This window comes from Streptomyces sp. NPDC057702 (genome assembly GCF_042799315.1).
GTDB lineage: Bacteria > Actinomycetota > Actinomycetes > Streptomycetales > Streptomycetaceae > Streptomyces.
The window spans coordinates 16,216-36,166 of sequence record NZ_JBHVJC010000030.1 but is presented as its reverse complement, the minus strand read 5'-3'; the positions used below and the strand labels follow the sequence as shown (position 1 = coordinate 36,166).

General features: G+C 72.3%; 19 protein-coding genes and 3 tRNA genes. 9 read left to right on the top strand and 13 right to left on the bottom strand.

Going from position 1 to position 19,951, the window contains the following annotated elements:
* Window positions 1-90: 90 nt before the first annotated feature.
* Complete coding sequence (locus tag ACFVFR_RS22725) at window positions 91-1,326, top strand: pyridoxal phosphate-dependent aminotransferase (protein ID WP_383704550.1); 1,236 nt, start codon at window positions 91-93, stop codon at window positions 1,324-1,326.
* A 141-nt stretch (window positions 1,327-1,467) separates the two neighbouring features.
* Window positions 1,468-2,541, top strand: coding sequence for an adenosine deaminase (locus ACFVFR_RS22720; RefSeq protein ID WP_383704548.1), 1,074 nt, complete (start codon window positions 1,468-1,470; stop codon window positions 2,539-2,541).
* A gap of 70 nt (window positions 2,542-2,611) precedes the next feature.
* On the opposite strand, the gene ACFVFR_RS22715 is transcribed toward ACFVFR_RS22720, so the two are convergent.
* On the bottom strand, window positions 2,612-3,193 hold the full coding sequence (locus ACFVFR_RS22715; RefSeq protein WP_383704546.1) for a TetR/AcrR family transcriptional regulator: 582 nt from the start codon (window positions 3,191-3,193) through the stop codon (window positions 2,612-2,614).
* 128 nt (window positions 3,194-3,321) lie between these two features.
* Between ACFVFR_RS22715 and ACFVFR_RS22710 the strand changes: the two genes are divergently transcribed.
* On the top strand, window positions 3,322-3,960 hold the full coding sequence (locus ACFVFR_RS22710; protein WP_383704543.1) for an NAD(P)-dependent oxidoreductase: 639 nt from the start codon (window positions 3,322-3,324) through the stop codon (window positions 3,958-3,960).
* A gap of 123 nt (window positions 3,961-4,083) precedes the next feature.
* Here ACFVFR_RS22710 and ACFVFR_RS22705 read toward each other — a convergent pair whose 3' ends face one another.
* The 8 genes from ACFVFR_RS22705 to ACFVFR_RS22670 form a co-directional block, all read right to left on the bottom strand.
* On the bottom strand, window positions 4,084-5,163 hold the full coding sequence (locus ACFVFR_RS22705) for a UDP-N-acetylmuramate dehydrogenase (protein ID WP_383704541.1): 1,080 nt from the start codon (window positions 5,161-5,163) through the stop codon (window positions 4,084-4,086).
* Window positions 5,164-5,221: 58 nt separating this feature from the next.
* Window positions 5,222-6,637: a DHA2 family efflux MFS transporter permease subunit gene (locus tag ACFVFR_RS22700; RefSeq protein ID WP_383704539.1), complete on the bottom strand. Its 1,416-nt coding sequence runs from the start codon at window positions 6,635-6,637 to the stop codon at window positions 5,222-5,224.
* 269 nt (window positions 6,638-6,906) lie between these two features.
* The gene (locus ACFVFR_RS22695; protein WP_383704537.1) at window positions 6,907-7,524 is read right to left on the bottom strand and encodes a TetR/AcrR family transcriptional regulator; all 618 of its coding nucleotides are present in this window, start codon (window positions 7,522-7,524) and stop codon (window positions 6,907-6,909) included.
* A 300-nt stretch (window positions 7,525-7,824) separates the two neighbouring features.
* Complete coding sequence (locus ACFVFR_RS22690) at window positions 7,825-8,259, bottom strand: MaoC family dehydratase (protein WP_383704535.1); 435 nt, start codon at window positions 8,257-8,259, stop codon at window positions 7,825-7,827.
* 5 nt (window positions 8,260-8,264) lie between these two features.
* A complete protein-coding gene (locus tag ACFVFR_RS22685) occupies window positions 8,265-8,717 on the bottom strand; it encodes a MaoC family dehydratase N-terminal domain-containing protein (protein ID WP_383704533.1) in 453 nt (150 codons plus the stop codon).
* Between the two features lie 90 nt (window positions 8,718-8,807).
* Complete coding sequence (gene rpmG / locus ACFVFR_RS22680) at window positions 8,808-8,972, bottom strand: 50S ribosomal protein L33 (RefSeq protein WP_003956487.1); 165 nt, start codon at window positions 8,970-8,972, stop codon at window positions 8,808-8,810.
* A 115-nt stretch (window positions 8,973-9,087) separates the two neighbouring features.
* Window positions 9,088-9,160: transfer RNA gene (locus ACFVFR_RS22675), tRNA-Met, on the bottom strand.
* Window positions 9,161-9,214: 54 nt separating this feature from the next.
* A tRNA-Thr gene (locus ACFVFR_RS22670) sits at window positions 9,215-9,287 on the bottom strand.
* A 338-nt stretch (window positions 9,288-9,625) separates the two neighbouring features.
* Between ACFVFR_RS22670 and ACFVFR_RS22665 the strand changes: the two genes are divergently transcribed.
* Window positions 9,626-10,900 (top strand): amidohydrolase family protein, encoded by a 1,275-nt coding sequence (locus tag ACFVFR_RS22665; protein ID WP_383704531.1) that lies wholly within the window; start codon window positions 9,626-9,628, stop codon window positions 10,898-10,900.
* Window positions 10,901-11,034: 134 nt separating this feature from the next.
* Here ACFVFR_RS22665 and ACFVFR_RS22660 read toward each other — a convergent pair whose 3' ends face one another.
* Entirely contained in the window at window positions 11,035-12,264 is a 1,230-nt protein-coding gene (locus ACFVFR_RS22660) for a hypothetical protein (protein ID WP_383704529.1), read from the bottom strand.
* A gap of 400 nt (window positions 12,265-12,664) precedes the next feature.
* Between ACFVFR_RS22660 and ACFVFR_RS22655 the strand changes: the two genes are divergently transcribed.
* From ACFVFR_RS22655 to ACFVFR_RS22645, 3 genes are all read left to right on the top strand, one after another.
* Window positions 12,665-13,327 (top strand): NAD(P)H-binding protein, encoded by a 663-nt coding sequence (locus ACFVFR_RS22655; protein WP_383704527.1) that lies wholly within the window; start codon window positions 12,665-12,667, stop codon window positions 13,325-13,327.
* An 828-nt stretch (window positions 13,328-14,155) separates the two neighbouring features.
* Window positions 14,156-14,515 carry a hypothetical protein gene (locus tag ACFVFR_RS22650; RefSeq protein WP_383704525.1) on the top strand — a complete coding sequence of 120 codons (360 nt, stop codon included), beginning with the start codon at window positions 14,156-14,158 and terminating at the stop codon, window positions 14,513-14,515.
* A 98-nt stretch (window positions 14,516-14,613) separates the two neighbouring features.
* The gene (locus ACFVFR_RS22645; RefSeq protein ID WP_383704683.1) at window positions 14,614-15,186 is read left to right on the top strand and encodes a VanZ family protein; all 573 of its coding nucleotides are present in this window, start codon (window positions 14,614-14,616) and stop codon (window positions 15,184-15,186) included.
* A gap of 614 nt (window positions 15,187-15,800) precedes the next feature.
* Here ACFVFR_RS22645 and ACFVFR_RS22640 read toward each other — a convergent pair.
* A tRNA-Tyr gene (locus ACFVFR_RS22640) sits at window positions 15,801-15,882 on the bottom strand.
* A gap of 197 nt (window positions 15,883-16,079) precedes the next feature.
* On the opposite strand from ACFVFR_RS22640, the gene ACFVFR_RS22635 reads away from it, so the two are divergent.
* Entirely contained in the window at window positions 16,080-16,568 is a 489-nt protein-coding gene (locus ACFVFR_RS22635; protein WP_383704523.1) for a YajQ family cyclic di-GMP-binding protein, read from the top strand.
* 282 nt (window positions 16,569-16,850) lie between these two features.
* Window positions 16,851-18,179, top strand: coding sequence for an HNH endonuclease (locus ACFVFR_RS22630; RefSeq protein WP_383704520.1), 1,329 nt, complete (start codon window positions 16,851-16,853; stop codon window positions 18,177-18,179).
* A gap of 203 nt (window positions 18,180-18,382) precedes the next feature.
* Here the strand turns inward: ACFVFR_RS22630 and ACFVFR_RS22625 are convergent, their stop codons facing one another.
* Both ACFVFR_RS22625 and htpX read right to left on the bottom strand, forming a co-directional pair.
* On the bottom strand, window positions 18,383-18,775 hold the full coding sequence (locus ACFVFR_RS22625; RefSeq protein WP_383704518.1) for a YccF domain-containing protein: 393 nt from the start codon (window positions 18,773-18,775) through the stop codon (window positions 18,383-18,385).
* 4 nt (window positions 18,776-18,779) lie between these two features.
* On the bottom strand, window positions 18,780-19,637 hold the full coding sequence (htpX, locus tag ACFVFR_RS22620; protein ID WP_383704516.1) for a zinc metalloprotease HtpX: 858 nt from the start codon (window positions 19,635-19,637) through the stop codon (window positions 18,780-18,782).
* Window positions 19,638-19,951: the final 314 nt, after the last annotated feature.

The following is a 19,951-nucleotide window of genomic DNA, read 5'->3' as shown; positions in this document are numbered from 1 at the left end:
TGCTGAACGGCCAACCGTCGAACGTTCGGCTGCGCGGCGGCCCACCAAACCCCTGTGCCGCTCCCGTGGGCGGTCTGCGACGATGCAGACATGAGCGCTGCTACTCCGCAAGAGACCGCCCCCACCGACCGTCGGGTGTCCGTCCGCGTCGGTTCGATCTCCGAGTCCGCCACCCTCGCCGTGGACGCCAAGGCCAAGGCCCTCAAGGCCGCCGGGCGTCCGGTGATCGGATTCGGCGCGGGCGAGCCGGACTTCCCGACGCCCGACTACATCGTCGACGCCGCGGTGGAAGCCTGCCGCGACCCGAAGAACCACCGCTACACGCCGGCCGGTGGGCTGCCCGAGCTCAAGGCCGCCATCGCCGCCAAGACGCTGCGCGACTCGGGGTACGAGGTCGAGGCGTCCCAGGTGCTGATCACCAACGGTGGGAAGCAGGCGATCTACGAGGCGTTCGCCGCCATCCTCGACCCGGGTGACGAGGTCATCGTCCCCGCCCCGTACTGGACCACCTATCCCGAGTCGATCCGGCTCGCGGGCGGCGTGCCGGTGCCGGTGGTCGCGGACGAGACGACGGGGTACCGGGTCTCCGTCGAGCAGCTGGAGGCCGCGCGCACCGACCGGACCAAGGTCGTCCTCTTCGTCTCGCCGTCGAACCCGACCGGCGCGGTCTACCCGCGTGAGCAGGTCGAGGCCATCGGGCGCTGGGCCGTCGAGCACGGCCTGTGGGTGCTGACCGACGAGATCTACGAGCACCTGGTCTACGGGGACGCCGAGTTCTCCTCGCTGCCGGTGGTCGTGCCGGAGCTGCGGGACAAGTGCGTCGTGGTCAACGGTGTGGCCAAGACGTACGCGATGACCGGATGGCGGGTGGGCTGGGTGATCGGCCCCAAGGACGTCGTCAAGGCCGCGACCAACCTCCAGTCGCACGCCACCTCCAACGTCTCCAACGTGGCGCAGCGGGCGGCGCTCGCGGCGGTCTCCGGCGACCTGGACGCGGTGGCGCGGATGCGGGAGGCGTTCGACCGGCGGCGTCAGACGATCGTGCGGATGCTGAACGAGATCGAGGGTGTCGAGTGCCCCGTGCCCGAGGGCGCGTTCTACGCGTACCCCTCGGTCAAGGCGCTGCTCGGCAAGGAGATCCGTGGCAGGCGCCCGGCGACGTCGGTGGAGCTGGCCGAGCTGATCCTGGAGGAGGTCGAGGTGGCTGTCGTGCCGGGCGAGGCGTTCGGCACCCCCGGCTACCTGCGACTGTCCTACGCGCTGGGCGACGAGGACCTGGCCGAGGGCGTGGCGCGGATGCAGAAGCTGCTGGCCGAGGCGCGCTGACGCGGCATCCGGGCCGCACGGCGGCCCAGGCGTTCCAAACGGGCGTCCGGCACGCGCCGGGCGCCCGTTCGCGTGTGCGGCCTCCGTGCCGATCGGGGAATCCGGCTTCCGGGCGCGTCGGGCATACGGCAAGATCTGGGGATGTTGCACTTCCCCGCCTCCGCCGCCACGGGTGGGCGTGCCGTCGACGTGCCCGCCGGGCGCGACCTGCGGCTGCTGCCCAAGGCCCATCTGCATCTGCACTTCACCGGCTCGATGCGTACGGACACGCTGCTCGAACTGGCCGACAAGTACGGCGTTCACCTGCCGGAGGCCCTCAGCGGCGGTGAGCCGCCCCGGCTGCGGGCGACCGACGAGCGCGGCTGGTTCCGCTTCCAGCGGCTGTACGACATCGCGCGCTCGTGCCTGCGGACGCCGGAGGACATCCAGCGGCTGGTGCGCGAGGCGGCCGAGGAGGACGTGCGGGACGGCTCGCGGTGGCTGGAGATCCAGGTCGACCCGACCTCGTACGCGCCCCGGCTCGGCGGGCTGATCCCGGCCCTGGAGATCATCCTGGACGCGGTGGACAGCGCCGCGCGCGAGACGGGCCTCGGCATGCGGGTGCTGGTGGCCGCCAACCGGATGAAGCACCCGCTGGACGCGCGCACCCTGGCCCGGCTCGCGGTGCGCTACGCGGATCGCGGCATCGTGGGTTTCGGGCTCTCCAACGACGAACGGCGCGGCCTGGCGCGCGACTTCGACCGGGCGTTCGCGATCGCCCGCGAGGGTGGCCTGTTGGCCGCGCCGCACGGCGGCGAGTTGGCCGGTCCGAACAGCGTGCGCGACTGCCTGGACGACCTGCGCGCGGCCCGCGTGGGGCACGGCGTACGGGCCGCGGAGGACCCTCGGCTGCTGCGTCGCCTGGCCGACCGGCAGGTCACCTGCGAGGTGTGCCCGGCGTCCAACGTGGCACTGGGGGTCTACGAGAAGGCGGAGGACGTGCCGTTGCGGGCGCTGTTCGACGCCGGGGTGCCGATGGCGCTGGGCGCGGACGACCCGCTGCTGTTCGGGTCGCGGCTGGCCGCCCAGTACGAGCTGGCCCGCGCGCACCACGGGTTCACCGACGTGGAGCTGGCCGAGCTGGCCCGCCAGTCGGTGCGTGGTTCGGCGGCTCCGGCGCAGGTCCGCGACGGGTTGATCACGGAGATCGACAGCTGGCTGGCGACGGCGGCGTAGGCGGTACGGAGCGGGGGCGCTCGCGCGGCCCGCGATGGCGGGTGGCCCGCGTCGCACGGCCCGCGCGGGGTCAGCCGATGCCGCGCAGTACCGTGCGGGCCAGGTCGGCGACGAAGTCGTCGAGTTCGGGCTCGTTGGCGTCCGCGCCGAGCAGGAACGCGCGCTGGCAGCAGGCGCCCAGGAGCAGTGCCGCCGCGCTGTCGCAGTCGGCGTCGGGGCGGATGCGGCCGGCTGCACGCTCGGCCCGCAGGTAGTCCGCGAGCCCGTCCAGGGGGCGGCGCGGGCCCGCGTTGATCTCGCGCAGCCCCTCGTTGTGGCGCCTGAGCAGGGTCGGCTCCGCGTACAGCGCCGCGATGATCGGCACGCTGGAGGCATAGAACTCGGCCGCCCGTCGTGCGATTTCGGTCAGATTCTCGGTCACGTCCCGCTGCCCCGGATAGGCGGTCAGCTCGGCGAGGAGCGGTCCGAGTGTGGGGAGCCGCTCTTCCAGGACGCGGACGAAGATGTCCTCTTTGTTGCGGAAGTGCTTGTAGAGGGCCGCCTCCGAGCACCCCGCCGCGCGCGCGATCTCCTTGGTGGTGGTGCGGGCCAGGCCGATGGTGCGCAGCAGTCGCTCGGCGGCGTCGAGAATCCGGGCCCGGGTGGGGGTCATGAGGGGGCTCCCTGGTGGCGGCGGTGCTGACGATCGGCGCGAGCGGGTTCCGGCGCGGCTTGACGTAGCGGTGAGTAGATACTCACCCTAGTGGTGAGTGAATACTTACCCACCTACAAGGGGGAGCTGTGCGACTCACGGTGTTCGGTGCGACCGGTGGCACGGGTGGCCACGTCGTACGACAGGCCCTGGACGCGGGCCACCAGGTCACGGCCGTGGTCAGGGACCCTGCCCGGCTCACGGTGACCCATCCGGAGCTGACGGTCGTCACCGCCCGCGACCTCACGGACGCGCGGGCCCTGCGGCCCGCCGTCGAGGGTCGGGACGCGGTGCTGTCGGGCGTCGGCGCGCCGACGAACAAGCGGGCCGGGATCGCCTCGGCCGGCACCCGTGGCATCGTGCGGGCCATGGAGGCCGGCGGCGTACGGCGCCTGGTCGCGGTCAGCGCGGCCCCGGTCGGCGCGATCCCACCGGGCGAGGCGATGCTGGGGCGGGCGGTGATGTGGCCCGTGATCAGGGCGGTCTTCCGGAAGATCTACGCGGACCCGGCGGTCATGGAGCGGGTTATCGCCGAGTCGGCCACGGACTGGACCGTCGTCCGACCGCCCCGCCTGCTCGACAAGCCGCTGACCGGCACGTACCGCACGGCGGTCGGCGCCAACGTACGCGACGCCCGCACTCTCGGGCGCGCCGACCTGGCCCACGCGATGCTGGCCCTGCTCGACGACCCGGGGGTCGTGCGGCAGGCCGTGGGCGTGGCTGACTAGGCGCCCGCGCGACGGGGCGGGCCGCGCCGGGTCCGGGCCACGGGGGTGGACGTCGGACAAGCCTCCGGCCGGTGGCCCCGCCAGGTGGACCCCGTCGGACGGCGCCCGGCAGGCGGTTGCCGCCTAGAGGCCGACGCCGACCATGACCGGCTCGTTGACCAGCGTGATCCCGAAGGCGGCGTGGACGCCGGCCACCACCTCGCGGGCGAGGGCGAGCAGGTCCTCGGTGGTGGCCGCGCCCCGGTTGGTCAGCGCCAGCGTGTGCTTGCCGGAGATGCGGGCCGGTCCCTGCCCGTACCCCTTGGTGAAGCCGGCCTTGTCGATCAGCCAGGCGGCGGACGTCTTGGTCAGTCCCTCACCCGCCGGGTAGGCCGGCGCCTGCGCGTCGGGGCCCAGCCGCTCGGCGACCCGGGCCGCGAAGGCGGCGTGCTCGGCCTCGGTGAGGATCGGGTTGGTGAAGAACGACCCGGCCGACCAGGTGTCGTGGTCCTCCGCGTCCAGCACCATGCCCTTGCCCGCCCGCAGCCGCAGCACGGTCTCGCGCGCCGCGCCGACCGGCACCCGCTCGCCCGGACCCACCCCGAGCGCCCGCGCCGTCTCGGCGTACCTCAGCGGCGCGGACAGCCCGCCCGCGTCCTCCAGCGCGCACCGCACCCGCAGCACGACGTGCCGGTCCGGGTGCTGCTTGAAACGGCTGTGCCGGTAGGAGAAGCCGCACTCGGCGTTCGGGATCGTGACGACCTCGCCGGCCTGCCGGTCGTACGCCACGACCTCGGTGATCACCGAGGAGACCTCCTGCCCGTACGCCCCCACGTTCTGGATCGGCGTGGCCCCGGCCGAGCCCGGGATGCCCGCCAGGCACTCGATGCCGGCGAGCCCGGCCTCCACCGTGCGGGCCACCGCCCGCGACCAGTTCTCGCCCGCCGCCAGCTCCAGGTGGGTGGCGCCGCCGGCCTCGGGGCCCGCGGTGTGGAGCGCGAAGCCGGTGGTGGCGATGCGCAGCGCGGTGCCGTCGAAGCCCTTGTCGGAGATGACCAGGTTGCTGCCGCCGCCGACGAGGAGCAGCGGGGTGCCCGTGGCGTCGGCCTCGCGGACGGCGGCGATCACCTCGGCGTCGGTGGTGGCCGTGACCAGCCGCGTGGCGGGGCCGCCGAGCCGGAAGGTGGTCAGCGGGGCGAGGGGGGCGTCATGGAGTTCCTGCACGGGCCCAAGCGTACGGAACCCCTCCGACAGTCGGCGCCGGGCCGCCCCCCTCGGCCCGCTAGACCCGGGCGGGGCGCGGCGCCGGCTCGGGCGCCGCCGGCATGTCCGCCGCCGGCTGCTCGGTGACCCGGCGGCGGCGCGGGGCCAGCAGGATCAGCAGCGCCCCCAGGGCCAGCGCGCTGGCGCCCACCCACAGCGCGGGCGTGAGGCCCTCGGTGAAGTCGTGGGGCGTGTCGTGGCCGCCCCGCGCGCTGAAGATCGAGGCCAGCAGGGCGACGCCGAGGGTGCCGCCGCTCTCGCGCAGCGCGTTGCTGGCTCCGGAGGCGATGCCCTGCTCCTGGGGCCGTACGGAGTTCATGACCAGGGTCGCGATGGGGGCGAAGAACAGGGCCATGCCCGCGCCGGTGATCGCGAAGGGCGCCACCTGCGCCGCGTACGAGACGCCGGGGTCGGCGATGGCCGCCTGCCAGCCGATGCCCGTCGCCATCAGCGCGAGGCCGGTGGCGACGATGTACCGGCCGTCGATCCGGTCCGTGAGGATGCCGGCCAGGGGCGCGATGATCATCGGCATCGCGGTCCACGGCAGCATCCGCACGCCGGCCTCCAGCGGCGAGTAGCCCTGGATGAGCTGGAGGAACTGGGTGAGCAGGAAGATCGAGCCGAACATGCCGAGGTACATCAGCACCCCCGCGGCGTTGGCCAGGCTGAACATGCGCGAGCGGAAGAGCCGCATCGGCAGCATCGGCGCGTCGGTGCGCAGCTCCCAGCGGACGAAGGCGACCAGGAGCACGACCCCGACCCCGAAGCCGACCAGCACCGAGGCGCTCGTCCAGCCGTCGATGTTGCCCTGGATCAGCGCGAAGATGACGCCCAGCAGGCCGAGGCTGGCCAGCACGGTTCCCACGACGTCGAGCCGGTCGGCCGCGCCACGGCTCTCCACCAGCCGCAACCGGGCCAGCGGCAGCAGGGCGATGCCGATGGGCACGTTCAGCCAGAAGATCCACTGCCAGGAGATGTGCTCGACGACGGCCCCGCCGATCAGCGGCCCGGAGGCGATCGCCAGCCCGTTGACCGCGCCCCAGATGCCGTACGCCGCCCCGCGTCGCTCGGGTGGGATGGAGCTGGCCAGCAGGGTCAGGCTCAGCGGCATCAGCAGCGCACCGCCGGCGCCCTGCGCGGCGCGGGCGGCGATCAGGAACTCGATGTCGGAGGAGAGCGCCGCGGCGGCTGAGGCGGCGGTGAACAGGGCGATGCCGACCAGGAACATCCGGCGGCGCCCGAAGCGGTCTCCGAGCGCGGCGCCGAGCATGAGCAGCACGGCGAAGCTGAGGGTGTAGCCGCTCACGGTCCACTCGAGCGCCTCGAGCCCGCCCCCGAGTTCCCTGCCGATGTCGGGGATGGCCGTGGTGACGATGAGGTTGTCCAGCGCCGCCATGAACCCGGCGACGCTGGTGATGACCAGGGTCCACACCATGGTGGCCCGGCTTGTTGTCCGCTCTGCCCGCACGGAAGACTCCAAAGATTAGTTATTGATTACTAATTTTCTGGGTTACAGGAACGCGCGGACCCCACGAGGGCGCGCGCCGGTCTCGTACGGGGCACGACACCGAAGCGTCTGGCACCCCGTCAGGGTTGATGTCCGTTTCGCCGCTCACCGCCACTGGCGGTCGGCCGTCGGTTTTCGAGGAGGGGAGGGGAGCTACTCGGCCCGCGCCGGGGCTGGCCCGCCCGGTCGGCGCCGACTCACGGCGACCCCGGTCCGGCGGGTCGGTTCGGATGGACGCCGGCGGCCTCGGCCGCCTGCGTCGCGGCGATCTTGCTGTACTCGTCGAAGGCCGCCCAGCACTCGTTGTTGCCGGGCACCCCCATCGCCACCAGCACGTTGATGAGCATGCCCCGGGAGAAGAACTGGTCGAGCTCCTCGTTCGAGGCGCCGGTGAGCGTGCGCACGGCCTCCCACATCTCCGTCCACGCCTGCCGCACGTAGGTGACGATGGCCTCGTCGTCCGTGCCACCGACCGTGACGTAGAGCTGCATCTGCATGAGCAGCAGCTCGCGGTCGACGATGAGCTCGGAGTACGCCTTGCCCATCGCCTCCAGCGCCTCCTCGCCGCGCAGCCCCTCGGCCGCCTGGACGAAGACGTCCGTCGTCCGGGTGAAGCACAGCTCGGCGGCGGCCTGGAAGAGGGCCCGCTTGTTGGGAAAGAGCCGGAACAGGTACGGCTGGGAGACGCCCACCCGACGGGCGATGGCCTCGGTGGACGTGCCGTAGTACCCGCCCTTGGCGAACTCCGACATCGCCACACGGACCGCGACCTCGCGTCGCTCGTCCGCGCTCATACGGGGTGTGGAGTGCGCCATAGAGCTAAGTTATTACTCAATAACTTCCGGCGTCAAGGGGGCCTCCCGCCGCTCGGGCCGAGGGGCCGGGGCGTGGGGGTGTGGGGCGCGGGCTCGTGGGAGGCGTCGTCGCGGCCCAGGCCACGCGCGGGGGCTCGCGGGCCGGCGAGGCCGGCCGGCGGGCCGGGGGTTCTCGCACTCGGGGCCGCTCGCGGAGATCGCCCACGGTGGCGGGGTGGGGGCACGCGGGCCACCGACCGCGGGCACGCGGGTCGCCGGCGGGCGGCCGGGCCCCGCGTGGGCCCGGCCGCCCGGCGCCGCTCAGGCCAGGCGGACGACGGCGCGGGAGCGGCCGAGCACCTTCTGGTCGGCGCTGACCGCCGTGAGGTCGACGCGCACCGTACGCGCCTCGTCGTCCAGCTTGGCGCTGACCTTGGCACTGACCTCGATGAGCGCGCCCTTGTCGTCGTTGGGCACGACGACGGGCTTGGTGAAGCGCACCCCGTACTCCGCGACGGCCGCCGGGTCCCCCACCCAGTCGGTGACCACGCGGATCGCCACCGCCATGGTGTACATGCCGTGCGCGATCACGTCGGGCAGCCCGACCTCCCGGGCGAACTTCTCGTTCCAGTGGATCGGGTTGAAGTCACCGGACGCGCCCGCGTACCGCACGAGCGTCTCGCGGGTCACCGGAAAGGACTGGCCGGGCAGTTCGGTGCCGACCTCGACCTCGTCGTACGAAACCTTCGCTGTCATCTGTCTCACTTCCCGTCAGCGCCACGGGCCACGAGCATCGTGCGCGCGGTCACCACGAGTTCGCCACCCTTATCGTGCACGTCGCCGCGCACGACGAGGATGTCGTTACCTGCCATGGTTCTGACCGACTCGATGGTGGAAGTGACCGACAGCCAGTCGCCGGCCCGCACCGGGCGCACGTACTGGAAACCCTGGTCGCCGTGGACGACCCGGCTGTAGTCGAGGCCGAGCTGGGGGTCGTGAATGACCTGATGGGCCGCGCGATAGGAGAGGGAGAACACAAAGGTCGGCGGGGCGATCACGTCAGGATGCCCAAGCGCCCGCGCCGCCTTCGGGTCGGTGTAGACGCCACTGGTCTCCCCGATCGCCTCGGCGAACTCGCGGATCTTCTCGCGACCCACCTCGTACGGCTCGGTGGGCGGATAGGCCCGTCCGACGTAGCTCTCGTCGAGCGGCATCGCTCGCACCTCCTGCGACTGTCGTGATCTGTACGTAGAACGCCACGAGGCCGCCCCCAGGCTGGGAGCGGCCTCGTGAACGAGCCTGAATTATCGCGTCTCGCGGTGCGCGGTGTGCGAGTTGCAACGAGGGCAGTGCTTCTTCATCTCAAGACGGTCCGGGTTGTTACGCCGGTTCTTCTTGGTGATGTAGTTCCGCTCCTTGCACTCCACGCAGGCCAGCGTGATCTTCGGGCGGACGTCGGTGGCAGCCACGTGAGTGCTCCTTGAACGTGGGGCCGCCCCAGGGGATCAGCCCGAGGGGACGGATGGATGAACGCAGAAAAGAGTAGCCGATCGAAGGACCGACCCCACAATCGGCTACTGTCAGTAGCGGTGACCGGACTTGAACCGGTGACACAGCGATTATGAGCCGCTTGCTCTACCGACTGAGCTACACCGCTGTGATGCGAGTGGCACCTACCCGATTAAACCGGGTAGGCAACCTCACACATCAGAGCCCCAATACGGAATCGAACCGTAGACCTTCTCCTTACCATGGAGACGCTCTGCCGACTGAGCTATTGGGGCGAGCGATGAAGACATTACACGCTCTGCGGCCGATCGTGAAATCCGTATCCGCCCGCCTGGTGGCGGCCGGTGAACGCCCCGCCACCACACCGGTACGACTATTCGGCTCCTCCGCGAAGCCGTCCCGACCTCGCCCTAGGCTCGGGGCACGCCGAGTGATCTTGGCGCGGCGCCACCGTGCGCCCGCGCACGCCCCGTCGCCCGCGCTGGCCCCCACCCCGGAGACCAGCATCCGCCCCCGCCCGGCCCCCGACCCGCCCCCGCGACCACCGGGCCGCCGGAAGCCACGGGGCACGGCCCTCCCCCGACCCGCACTTCTCGCCACTCACAGGAGCGCGATGCCCGACAGCCAGCCGCAGCAGCCCCCCAGAAACGACGGTGCGGCATCCGACGCGACCGCGCTGCTGCTCAGCGGCGCCCGGCTCGCGGACGGGCGCACCGTCGACGTACGGCTCAGTGGCGGTCGCGTCGAGGCGGTGGGCACCGCGGGCAGCCTCGCCCCCGGGACCCGCGTCGACCTCAGCGGCTACCTGCTGCTGCCCGCCCCCGCCGAACCCCACGGCCATGTGGACCTGGCCCTCACCGCCGAGGCGGACGGCCCCGCCGCGTACGCCCCCGACGATGTCCAACGCCGCGCCACCGAGGCCGCGCTGCTCCAGCTCGGCCACGGCGCGACCGCGCTGCGCACCCACGTGCGCGTCGGGGACGTGTCCGGCCTCGGCGCGCTGGAGGCGGTGCTGCTCGCCCGCCGCGCGCTGGGCGGGCTCGTCGACGTGTCGGCGGTGGCCATGCCGCGCACGCTGACCGGCATCGCCGGCGCCGAGGGGCTCGCGATGCTGCGGGACGCGGTGAAGATGGGCGCCGGTGTCATCGGTGGCTGCCCGGACCTCGACCCCGATCCGACCGGCCACGTGGAGGCCGTGCTGGAGCTGGCCGCCGAGCACGGCTGCGCCGTCGACCTGCATCTGGACGGGGACGATCCGGCGCTGCTCGCCCGGTTCGCGGCGATGGCCGGCGGGCTGCGCCCCGGCGTCACGCTCGGCCCCTGCGGCGGCCTGACCCGGCTGCCGCACCAGCTCGCCGCGCGCGCGGCCGACCAGCTCGCCGCGGCCGGCATCACCGTGTGCTGCCTGCCCCAGGCGGAGTGCGGCGCGCTGGAGGAGCGGCGCTCGCCCGTCTCCCCGTGCGCGCCGGTGCGGCTGTTGCGCGCGGCGGGCGTACGCGTCGCAGCGGGGAGCGGCGCCCTGCGGGACACGGCCAACCCGGTGGGTCGCGGTGACCCGTTGGAGGCCGCGTTCCTGCTCGCCTCGCGCGAGGGGCTGACGCCACCGGAGGCGTACGAGGCGGTCAGTGACCAGGCCAGGGCGGCGATGGGGCTGCCCGAGGTGCGAGTGGAGGCGGGGTTTCCCGCGGAGTTGCTGGCCGTGCGCGGCGAGAGCGTGGCCGGCGCGCTCTCCCTCGCGTACAGCCGGGTGGTGGTGCACCGGGGCCGGGTGGTGGCACGGACCAGCGCGGTGCGCGAGTACTGCGACTCGGCCGCCGTGGTCGCGCTCGACCTCCCCCGCCAGGCGCGTACGCCGCACGGCGACGGCCGCCAGCCGCCCCGGGGCTAGACCTCCGCGCCCTCCCGCACACGCCGCCGCCCCGCCGGTCCACCCGAAGGCGGGCCGGCGGGGCGGCGGGGGTAGTCGCGTGGGGCGTACGGGGCACGGTGGTGGGCGTCCGTACGGCCGGGTGCGGCTGACGGTCAGTCGAGGCCGGCGAACTCCTCGTCCAGGGCGGTCTCGTCGGCGAAGGGGTCGCCGCCGTCGGCCATGTCCTCCTCGCCCATGCTGCCGCTGAACAGCGAGCCGAGGCCCGTCATGAGCTGCTTGATGTCCACCTTGACGGCGCCGGCGGGGGCGCTGACGTCGACGGGCTCGTCGAACGACAGGTTCATCAGCAGCTTTCCGTCACCGTGGCCGGCCAGCTTCTTCTTGGTCTCGACGTCGAACTCGGCCAGGTCCAGCGTGGCGCCGCTGAGCTCGTTGCCCTTGAGGGCGAGGTCGACCGTGGCCTTGTTGTCCGGCAGCTCCCGCAGGTCCTTCTCGGTCGGCAGTTCCTTCTCGCCGCCGGGCAGCTCCTTGGCGATCGGCCGCAGGCCGTTGACGATGGCCGTCGCCAGCGGGCGGACGGGCACCGTGGCCAGCACGCGGTCCGCGCCGTCCTTGCGCCCGTTCTCCTTCAGGGTGACCTGGCCGGCGAAGGCCTTGCGGAGGGACTCCATCAGCTTCTTGCTGGTCTCCGCGCTCAGCGTGGGGTCGTCCGTGGGGGTGGCCGAGCCCGGCTCGCCCTTCTCGGACTCCGAGAGCTCGGTCATGTCGCGCCGCATCGTCTCCAGGTCAGCGGCGTCGATCTTGACCCACTTGCCGTCGAGGATCGCCTTGCCGGCCTCGAAGCCCTCCGGGAGCTGGCTCTTGAGCTCCTCGACCGGGGGTGCCGTCTCGCCGCTGAGCTTGGCGAACTGCTTCAGGTTCAGCCGGTAGTAGGCGGACTTGTCGACCAGGCGGTACTCGGCCACGTCGCCGCCGGGGCCCGACAGCTTGAGCTGGCTGCTCGTCACGTCCTTCTCCCCGGAGGTCTCCAGGGACTTGTTGGACCGCGCCGAGAACGTCACCTCCATCTTGGACAGGAACTCGGCCGCCTCCGGCGGCATCGGGTCGTCCTTGTCCTCGGCGAACAGGCGCATCTGCTCGGGAGTGGTGTCGAAGGCCAGCTGAACGGATATCGCGTCCCGCTCGCCGAAGCTGTTGGTGGCGCGGGAAACGCGCTGCTCCGAGGAGAGCTTCTCCTCGCTACCGCAGGCAGTGGAACCGGCTGCGAGCGCGACAGTGCAGCCGACAGCGACCAGGGACTTACGGATGGCGGTAATGGCTAGCTCCTCTAGCGTGGCGGCACGAAAGAGGCTGCCCTCCCCCGCGCTCCCCTTCTTGACCACATGTGGTTCTCATGTGGATCACGACGTGTCCCCGGCCGGCGGGTCGGCGCACCTCGCACCACCACGCGCTCACCGCGAGACAACTGACCTGAAGATGGTACGTACACGGCGCGCCGCTGGCGCCCGCGTAACGGCCACCCCGCACGGCTCCCACCCCGGTCGCGACCAAAGCCGCTGTCGTACGCACCGCCCCGCGCCGGTGTGCCCGTACGCGATGTGGCGGCCCAGCCGCGAGCCCCGCGCACGCCGAGCCCCGCGCCCGAGCCCCGTCGTACGCCCGCGTGCCGCGTCCGGCCCGTCGCCGACAAACGGTCGCATCGCCGACATACGACCAGGGACGAAAGAGGAGACCCACGAGTGGCGCTAAAGGTTGCACGGGGCCGCGGCGTACGGTCGGAGCATGCGCATTGTCATCGCAGGTGGACATGGTCAGATCGCGCTACGGCTGGAGCGGTTGCTCGCCGGGCGCGGAGACGAGGTCGCGGGGATCATCCGCAGGCCGGAGCAGGCCGGGGACCTGCTGGCGGCGGGCGCCGAGCCCGTCGTGTGCGATCTGGAGCGGGCGACGGTCGCCGAGGTGGCCCGCCATCTGGAGGCCGCGGACGCGGCGGTGTTCGCGGCCGGGGCCGGTCCGGGCAGCGGTACGGAACGCAAGCGCACGGTCGACCACGCGGCGGCGGTGCTGTTCGCCGACGCGGCCGAGAGCGCCGGCGTACGCCGCTTCGTCGTCGTCTCGGCGATGGGCGCCGACCGGGAGCCGACCGCCGACACCGATCCGGTCTTCGCGGCGTACCTGCGGGCCAAGGGCGCGGCCGACGCGGACGTACGCGCCCGAGCCGGGCTCGACTGGACCATCCTGCGCCCGGGCCGCCTGACCGACGAGCCCGGCACCGGCCTGGTCACCCTCGCCGAGTCGACGGGCCATACCGAGATCACCCGGCAGGACGTGGCCGCGGTCCTGGCCGCCCTCCTCGACGAGCCGGCCTCCGTCGGCCGGACCCTGGAGCTGGTCAACGGTACGACGCCCGTCGCCGACGCGGTGAAGGCGCTCGCGGGACGCTGAGCGGGCGCGGCGCGCGGCGCCGGGCGGCGGCCGGGGGCTGAGCGCGCGCCGCCGGGCGGGGTGCGGCGGACCGGTCGCGGGGCTGGGGCCCCCGGCTGGGGCCGCACGGGGGCGGGGTCGACGTGCCCCGGCCCCGCCGGCCGCGCGCCACGGTGCCGGGCGCGGGGGCTGCGGAGCGATATCGGACACGCCCCGTACGACGGACCGCGCTCCCCCACCCCGCCCCCGCCGTGGGGCCTCCGAGCGGGGCAGGGACCTCTGTGGCCCGACGGGGTGCCGCTGCCGGTGGGGCCGCACCGGAGCGGTGAGGCGCGTGGGGTGGGCCGGGCGTGGCGGATGGGGCGAAGCGGGGCCGCTGGGGCTCGGGGTGCGTACGTCGTGGTCGGCGGCGGCGCCACGCCCCGCGCCGAGGAGCCCCCGCCGCGCGCCGGTCCGTACCGATCGCCCCCGCGCGGGCGGCGCCACGAGAGAACGCGACCCCTGGCCACGCCCACGCCGGCGAGCGCCTTCGCGACGGACGCGAACACGCCCCGCTCCGCACGGCCCGCGACGCTCGCCCCTGGTGAGAAGCGGTGGCCGCGCCCCGGGCTCGCCGCGTGGCATTCGGGATCATGACGACGCGATCAGCGAACGCCTTTTCCTCGCACAAGAGGAAACGATACGTCCCGGCAAGTGATCGCTTCCTTTCCTTTGGCGTGTTTATACCCCGCGTGGACCGCACCTAATGGGTAGCGTGATAAAGCCTGACGGGTGCCCCACGCATATCGAAACGAGAGTTCGATGGGGAGGGGAATGAACGCCAAACACACGCTGGGAGTTTCCATATCCTTGGCCGCCGTTCTCGGCAGTACAGTGGCCCTCGCCCCGCCGGCGAGCGCGACGCCGGCGGGCTGCGGAAAGCTGACCAACGGTTCGCTCTGCATCAAGGGCGGGAAGATCGGAAAGACCGGGACTTTCACCTGGCGAGCCCGGTACGTACGCGACAGGGGCGGGGAGATCACCGTCCGACTCGGCTCGCAGCGAAAAGACTCGAACGTCACGGCATGGGAACTCTGGTTCGGCAACAAGAGAACAACGAACGGTGTCGCCGAACTGAGCAGGAGACACGAGATCAACAAGGACGAGTGCATTCGCGGCGTCATGGAGTACCGGGAGCGGGTCTTCGTGACCAAATGGCGCTGCCCCTGAGTCAGCGCCGGGCCGAACACGGCCCGGGCATCCGTGGGACAGGGCGCTTGACCGCGACGCCCTCCACACCAGAACGCCTTACCGACTAGGACGTGCGCATGTGGCGAGTCGTGCTGTACGTGAGCCCGGCGACGATCGCCCTGTTCCTCACGGCAACCGTCGGGCTGTGCCTGGCCGGCTCCTGGTGGCTCACCCGCGGCGACGGGAGCCGCGCCGCACGCGCGACGCGGGCCCTTCTCCTGTGCTGGGCCGGCCTCACCCTGGCCGCCACCGTGGCCCCCACCCAGCCGCTGGGCACCGGCGGCCACGCGATCACCTGGATTCCCGGCGAGGGAATGTGGGAACCGAGCGGCTACGCCGGCGCCGGCCTCTTCGCCGAGGAACGCGACATGATCGTGCGTCTCCAGATCGCCAACGCCGTCATGTTCACCCCCCTGGCCGCCCTTCTGACCCTTTCGTTTCCCGCCCTCGGCGCCCCTTTCACCATCGGCTCCTGCTTCCTGGCCAGCGCGGCCATCGAGACCACCCAGTTCGTCATGGCCGCGGGCCGCACGGTCGACGTCGACGACCTGCTCTTCAACACTCTCGGCGGAGCCCTGGGCATACTCGTCGCCCGCCTTTCCCGCCAGGCCGTACGGATCTACGAGCCCGCCGGAAAGCACCGCGCCTGAGAGCGAGCGTCCGCACCCGCTCGCACCGGCCCCGAAAGCCGGGTGGGCCACCGATACGCACCACCGAATTCCGCCCGCGGTGGCGCATCACCCAACGGCGAATTCGGCACGGTATTCGACTCGTCGCACACTCCAGTCATTCCCGGGAGTTTCCCCGCTGTGCGCCAGGAATCTCCCCGAGCGCACGTCACGGGGCGGCGGTGTTCTCCTCGATTCCCCGTGGCGAGCAATCCTTGTGGCCGGCCAGCGACCCCGGCAACGGATCACTGGCCCCACGGAGTACGTGGCCGGGCGGTTCGTGGCGCGTGCGCAGCGTGTGGCGCCTGCCGCGTCGAGCTGGCGCCTACTTTCCGGGAAGGGCACAGGTATCGCGGGTGTGGATGTTTTCCGGCGGGCGGCCTGGCCCGGCCCGATACCTCCGGGCGGCTTACGGCCGGCGCGGATCGCACATATGCGACGGGTGCCCACAGGGCTTGGGACGACCCCTGTTCGGCGGACGAATGCGGCGGGCGGGGCACCTCGGCCGAAGCGCTCACCGGGAGCCGTCTTTCCCAGGCACAACAAAACGGCCCCTGATCCGCGTCTCCGCAGATCAAGGGCCGTCTCCCATAGCGTGGCGGCGCCAGGATTCGAACCTGGGTAGGCTAAGCCGACGGATTTACAGTCCGCTCCCATTGGCCACTCGGGCACACCGCCTGGGATGTGGCCAGGAATTCCGCCCCTTGCCTCACTTGCTTGGGGCTCCCTGGCAACGACGTAAACCATACCCGATGCCAGGGGGTGGTCCGCCACCGGGTTGATCGCCGCTGGAGTGCGACCGAGGTGGCTAGGCTGGCAGCGCGGTCCGCTGGGCCGCTTCCCTGACGGATCTACGTACGAGGAGCCAACTCACCATGGCCGACTCCAGTTTCGACATCGTCTCGAAGGTCGAGCGGCAGGAGGTCGACAACGCCCTCAACCAGGCCGCCAAGGAGATCGCGCAGCGCTACGACTTCAAGGGCGTGGACGCCTCGATCGCCTGGTCGGGCGAGAAGATCGAGATGCGGGCCAACGCCGAGGAGCGGGTGAAGGCCGTGCTCGACATCTTCGAGACGAAGCTGGTCAAGCGCGGCATCTCGCTGAAGGCACTGGACGCGGGCGAGCCGCAGGCGTCCGGCAAGGAGTGGAGGATCTCCGCCTCGCTGCAGGAGGGGATCTCGCAGGACAACGCGAAGAAGGTCGCCAAGATCATTCGCGACGAGGGCCCCAAGGGCGTCAAGGCGCAGGTCCAGGGCGAGGAACTGCGGGTCTCCTCGAAGAGCCGCGACGACCTGCAGGCCGTCCAGGCCCTCCTGAAGGGCAAGGACCTCGACTTCGCGCTGCAGTTCGTGAACTACCGGTAGCTCCCGCCGCCGGGTTGTCGACGGTCGATGGGACCCCCGACAGCCCGGCGCCCGAGCGCGCGCACGGCGCCGCGAGCACCGTTCGACGCCCGCGTTCGGGCCCGGGGCCCTGGCGGGCCGCACCCGGTGCCGTCCCAGACCCCCGTCACTGCCCTCACGCGCGGCCGCGACCGCGCCGGCCGCGCGCCCGCCCTGGTGGCCGCGTTGGGACGGGCGCGCCTCGCACGCGTACCGCGCCCCAGGTCAGGCCGCGTTGTCAGTGGTGTCGCCTACGGTGCGTACATGGCCTTACGAGAGATCACCCGCGCGGAGGTGCTCCGCGCCATCGAGGAGTGCGACCGGCTGGGCCGGGACGTCTTCCTCCGCGCGTACGGGTTCGGGCGGGCCCGTCGGCTGCGGCTCTCGTACCAGGGCGGGCTCTACGACTCCAAGGCGATCGTCGGCGCCGCGCACGGCTTTCTGCCGGGAGGGTCCGCGTTGGCGCCGAAAGACTTCTCCGGTGGCCTGGCGACCGTCGTGTCGCTGCCGCGGCGGCTCGGCTTCACCGTGGTCGACGCGGAGGTGCCCGCCCCGGCCGGACGGGGAGCGGGGCCAGCGGAGGCGCCCGACGGTGCGGGGCAGCCGGCCGCGCGGGCGTACAGCACGTTCGAAGCCGCGATCGCCGAGTTGCGCGTGCGATCGACTCCGCACGGACCTGCGCTCTACCAGCCGATACTGCTGCTGTGGGCCATCGGGCGGGCCCAGCGTGGCGATGAGCGGCTCGCCCCCTGGAGCACCGTCGAGCGGGAGGTGGGGCGGCTGGTGTCCCGGCACGGGGCGCGCGGCGAGCCTCCCCGCCCCGACCACCCCACGGCGGCCTTGCACCGCGCCGGCCTGTGGGTGATGCGCGACCACTCCGGCGCGGCTCCCAGCGCCCCCGGCGACAGCGGGCTGGCGACGTGGTTCGCCACGCACCAGCCGAGCACGGGACTGTCCTCGGCCGTGTACGCGAGGGTGCGTGGCTCGGCTTCGGACCGCGCCCGCTGCGTGCGCGTCCTGCTCGCGTACTTCGACGGCGTAGCCGTGGAGCGCGTGGGGGCCCTGCTCGCCGATGTCGGGCTCCAGCGGGAGCCGTCCGCGCCCTCGCCCACGGGCAGGTCCGCGGCTCCCCTCCCGCCCGTACCGCCCACGCGGGCGGCCGAGGCCGGCGTCGACCGGGACGAGGTCCCCCGCGACGCGCTGATCGCCGCGCGGTACGAGCGGTTGTGTCAGCTGGTCGACCAGGACGAGGAGGCCCGGCACGGACAGCGCGTGCCACGCCGGTCGAAGGTGCCGCTGCGTTCGCGACGGGCCCGCGAGGCGGTCCTCGTCCGCAGTCACCGACGCTGCGAGAACCCGCGGTGCTCCGGCCAGCCAGAGGACGTGACGGACAGCGGCCAACCCCTCCTTGAGGTCGACCACGTCCAGGACATATCCACCGGCGGGCGCGACCACCCCTCGCGGATGGTCGCCCTGTGCCCGAACTGTCACGCGGTCAAGACGCGTGGGAGGACCCGCGAGAGCCTGCGAGCCGAGCTGCTCGCGATCGCCGAGGGGCGGCACCACCACGTGCGTTCCCTGGCCTCACGGTGACAGCCGGCCCGACGTACGCCTCCCTGCCCAGCGGGGCGCTCCACGCCGGGTGACGTCAGGCCGCGCGAAACCGGCATCGGCATCGGCATCGGCATCGGCATCGGCCGAGGGTCGCCGGTGGTTGGGCAGGGGACCGCCACGGCTCCTGGTCCTGCGGGCCTACGGCACGGTTGCCCCGCCCCGCCCCCTGCCGCGTCGCCCGCTCAACGCACCGCGAACGGCTGGTCCGAGGGGACGATGTCACGGCCCAGGGGGGTCAGCGAGATCGGGATCAGCTTGAAGTTGGCCACGCCCAGCGGGATGCCGATGATCGAGACGCAGAGCAGGAGCCCGGTGACGATGTGGCTCAGTGCCAGCCACCAGCCGGCCAGGAGCAGCCACAGCACGTTGCCGACGCAGGAGGGCGCACCGGCGTCGTGGCGCTCGACGGTGGTGTAGCCGAAGGGCCACAGCGCGAAGCGGGCGATGCGGAAGGAGGCGACGCCGAAGGGAATGCCGATGATCGTGATGCAGAGGATGAGGCCCGCCACGACGTACGCGCAGGCCAGCCAGAAGCCGGACAGGACCAGCCAGATGACATTCAGGATCGTCTTCATCGGGTTAGTGTCCCGCCATTTTTTCGAGGCGGCGGATGCGTTCCGCCATGGGTGGGTGGGTGGAGAACAGTTTGGTCATGCCGCTACCCGGGCGGAAGGGGTTGGCGATCATCATGTGGCTCGCCGTTTCCAGTCGCGGCTCCGGCGGCAGCGGAAGCTGTCGCGTGCCCGCGTCCAGCTTGCGCAGGGCGTCGGCGAGGGCCAGCGGGTCGCCGGTGAGCTGCGCGCCCGACGCGTCCGCCTCGTACTCGCGTGAACGGCTGACCGCGAGCTGGATGACGGAGGCGGCCAGCGGGCCCAGCAGCATGATCAGCAACATGCCGAGGAAGCCGGGGCCGTCGTCGTCGTCGGACCGGCCGATGGGGATCAGCCAGGCGAAGTTCACCAGGAACATCACCACGCTCGCGAGGGCGCCCGCGATGGAGGAGATGAGGATGTCGCGGTTGTAGACGTGGCTCAGCTCGTGGCCGATGACGCCGCGCAGCTCGCGTTCGTTCAGTATGCGCAGGATGCCGTCGGTGCAGCACACGGCCGCGTTGCGGGGGTTGCGGCCGGTGGCGAAGGCGTTCGGGGCCTCGGTCGGCGAGATGTACAGCCGGGGCATCGGCTGGCGCGCGGCCGTGGAGAGCTCGCGGACCATGCGGTAGAGGTCCGGCGCCTCGAACTCGCTGACCGGGCGGGCTCGCATCGCTCGCAGGGCGAGTTTGTCGCTGTTCCAGTACGCGTACGCGTTGGTGCCGAGCGCGACGACGACGGCGATGACCAGTCCCGTGCGGCCGAACATCCCACCGATGACGATGATGAGTGCGGACAGTCCCCCGAGGAGTACGGCTGTCTTGAGCCCATTGTGCCGGCGGTGCACGGTACGCCCTCCAAGTGGTACGGCAGGGGGGAACCTCTCGCGGTTTCTCCAGCTTCCAGTGGACCCTCCATCACTGGTCAACGCGAGATGAGAGGGCCTAGTTCCCCCGCGCCGGGCGGCCGGAACCCGGCCGGCGCGGTGCCCGCGAGGGCCGACGGAACGGCCCGGCGATCGCCCGTGGCGACGGACGGGATTCCCGGTGTTCCAGCGTCTGTGCAGGTCACGTGGGTGTGTCGAGGAAGCGGAGGCGGGCCCTGATGGCCGAAGGGGGCTCCTTGCCAGCGGCTCGGTTCGCGCACACGGGGCCCGGGGAC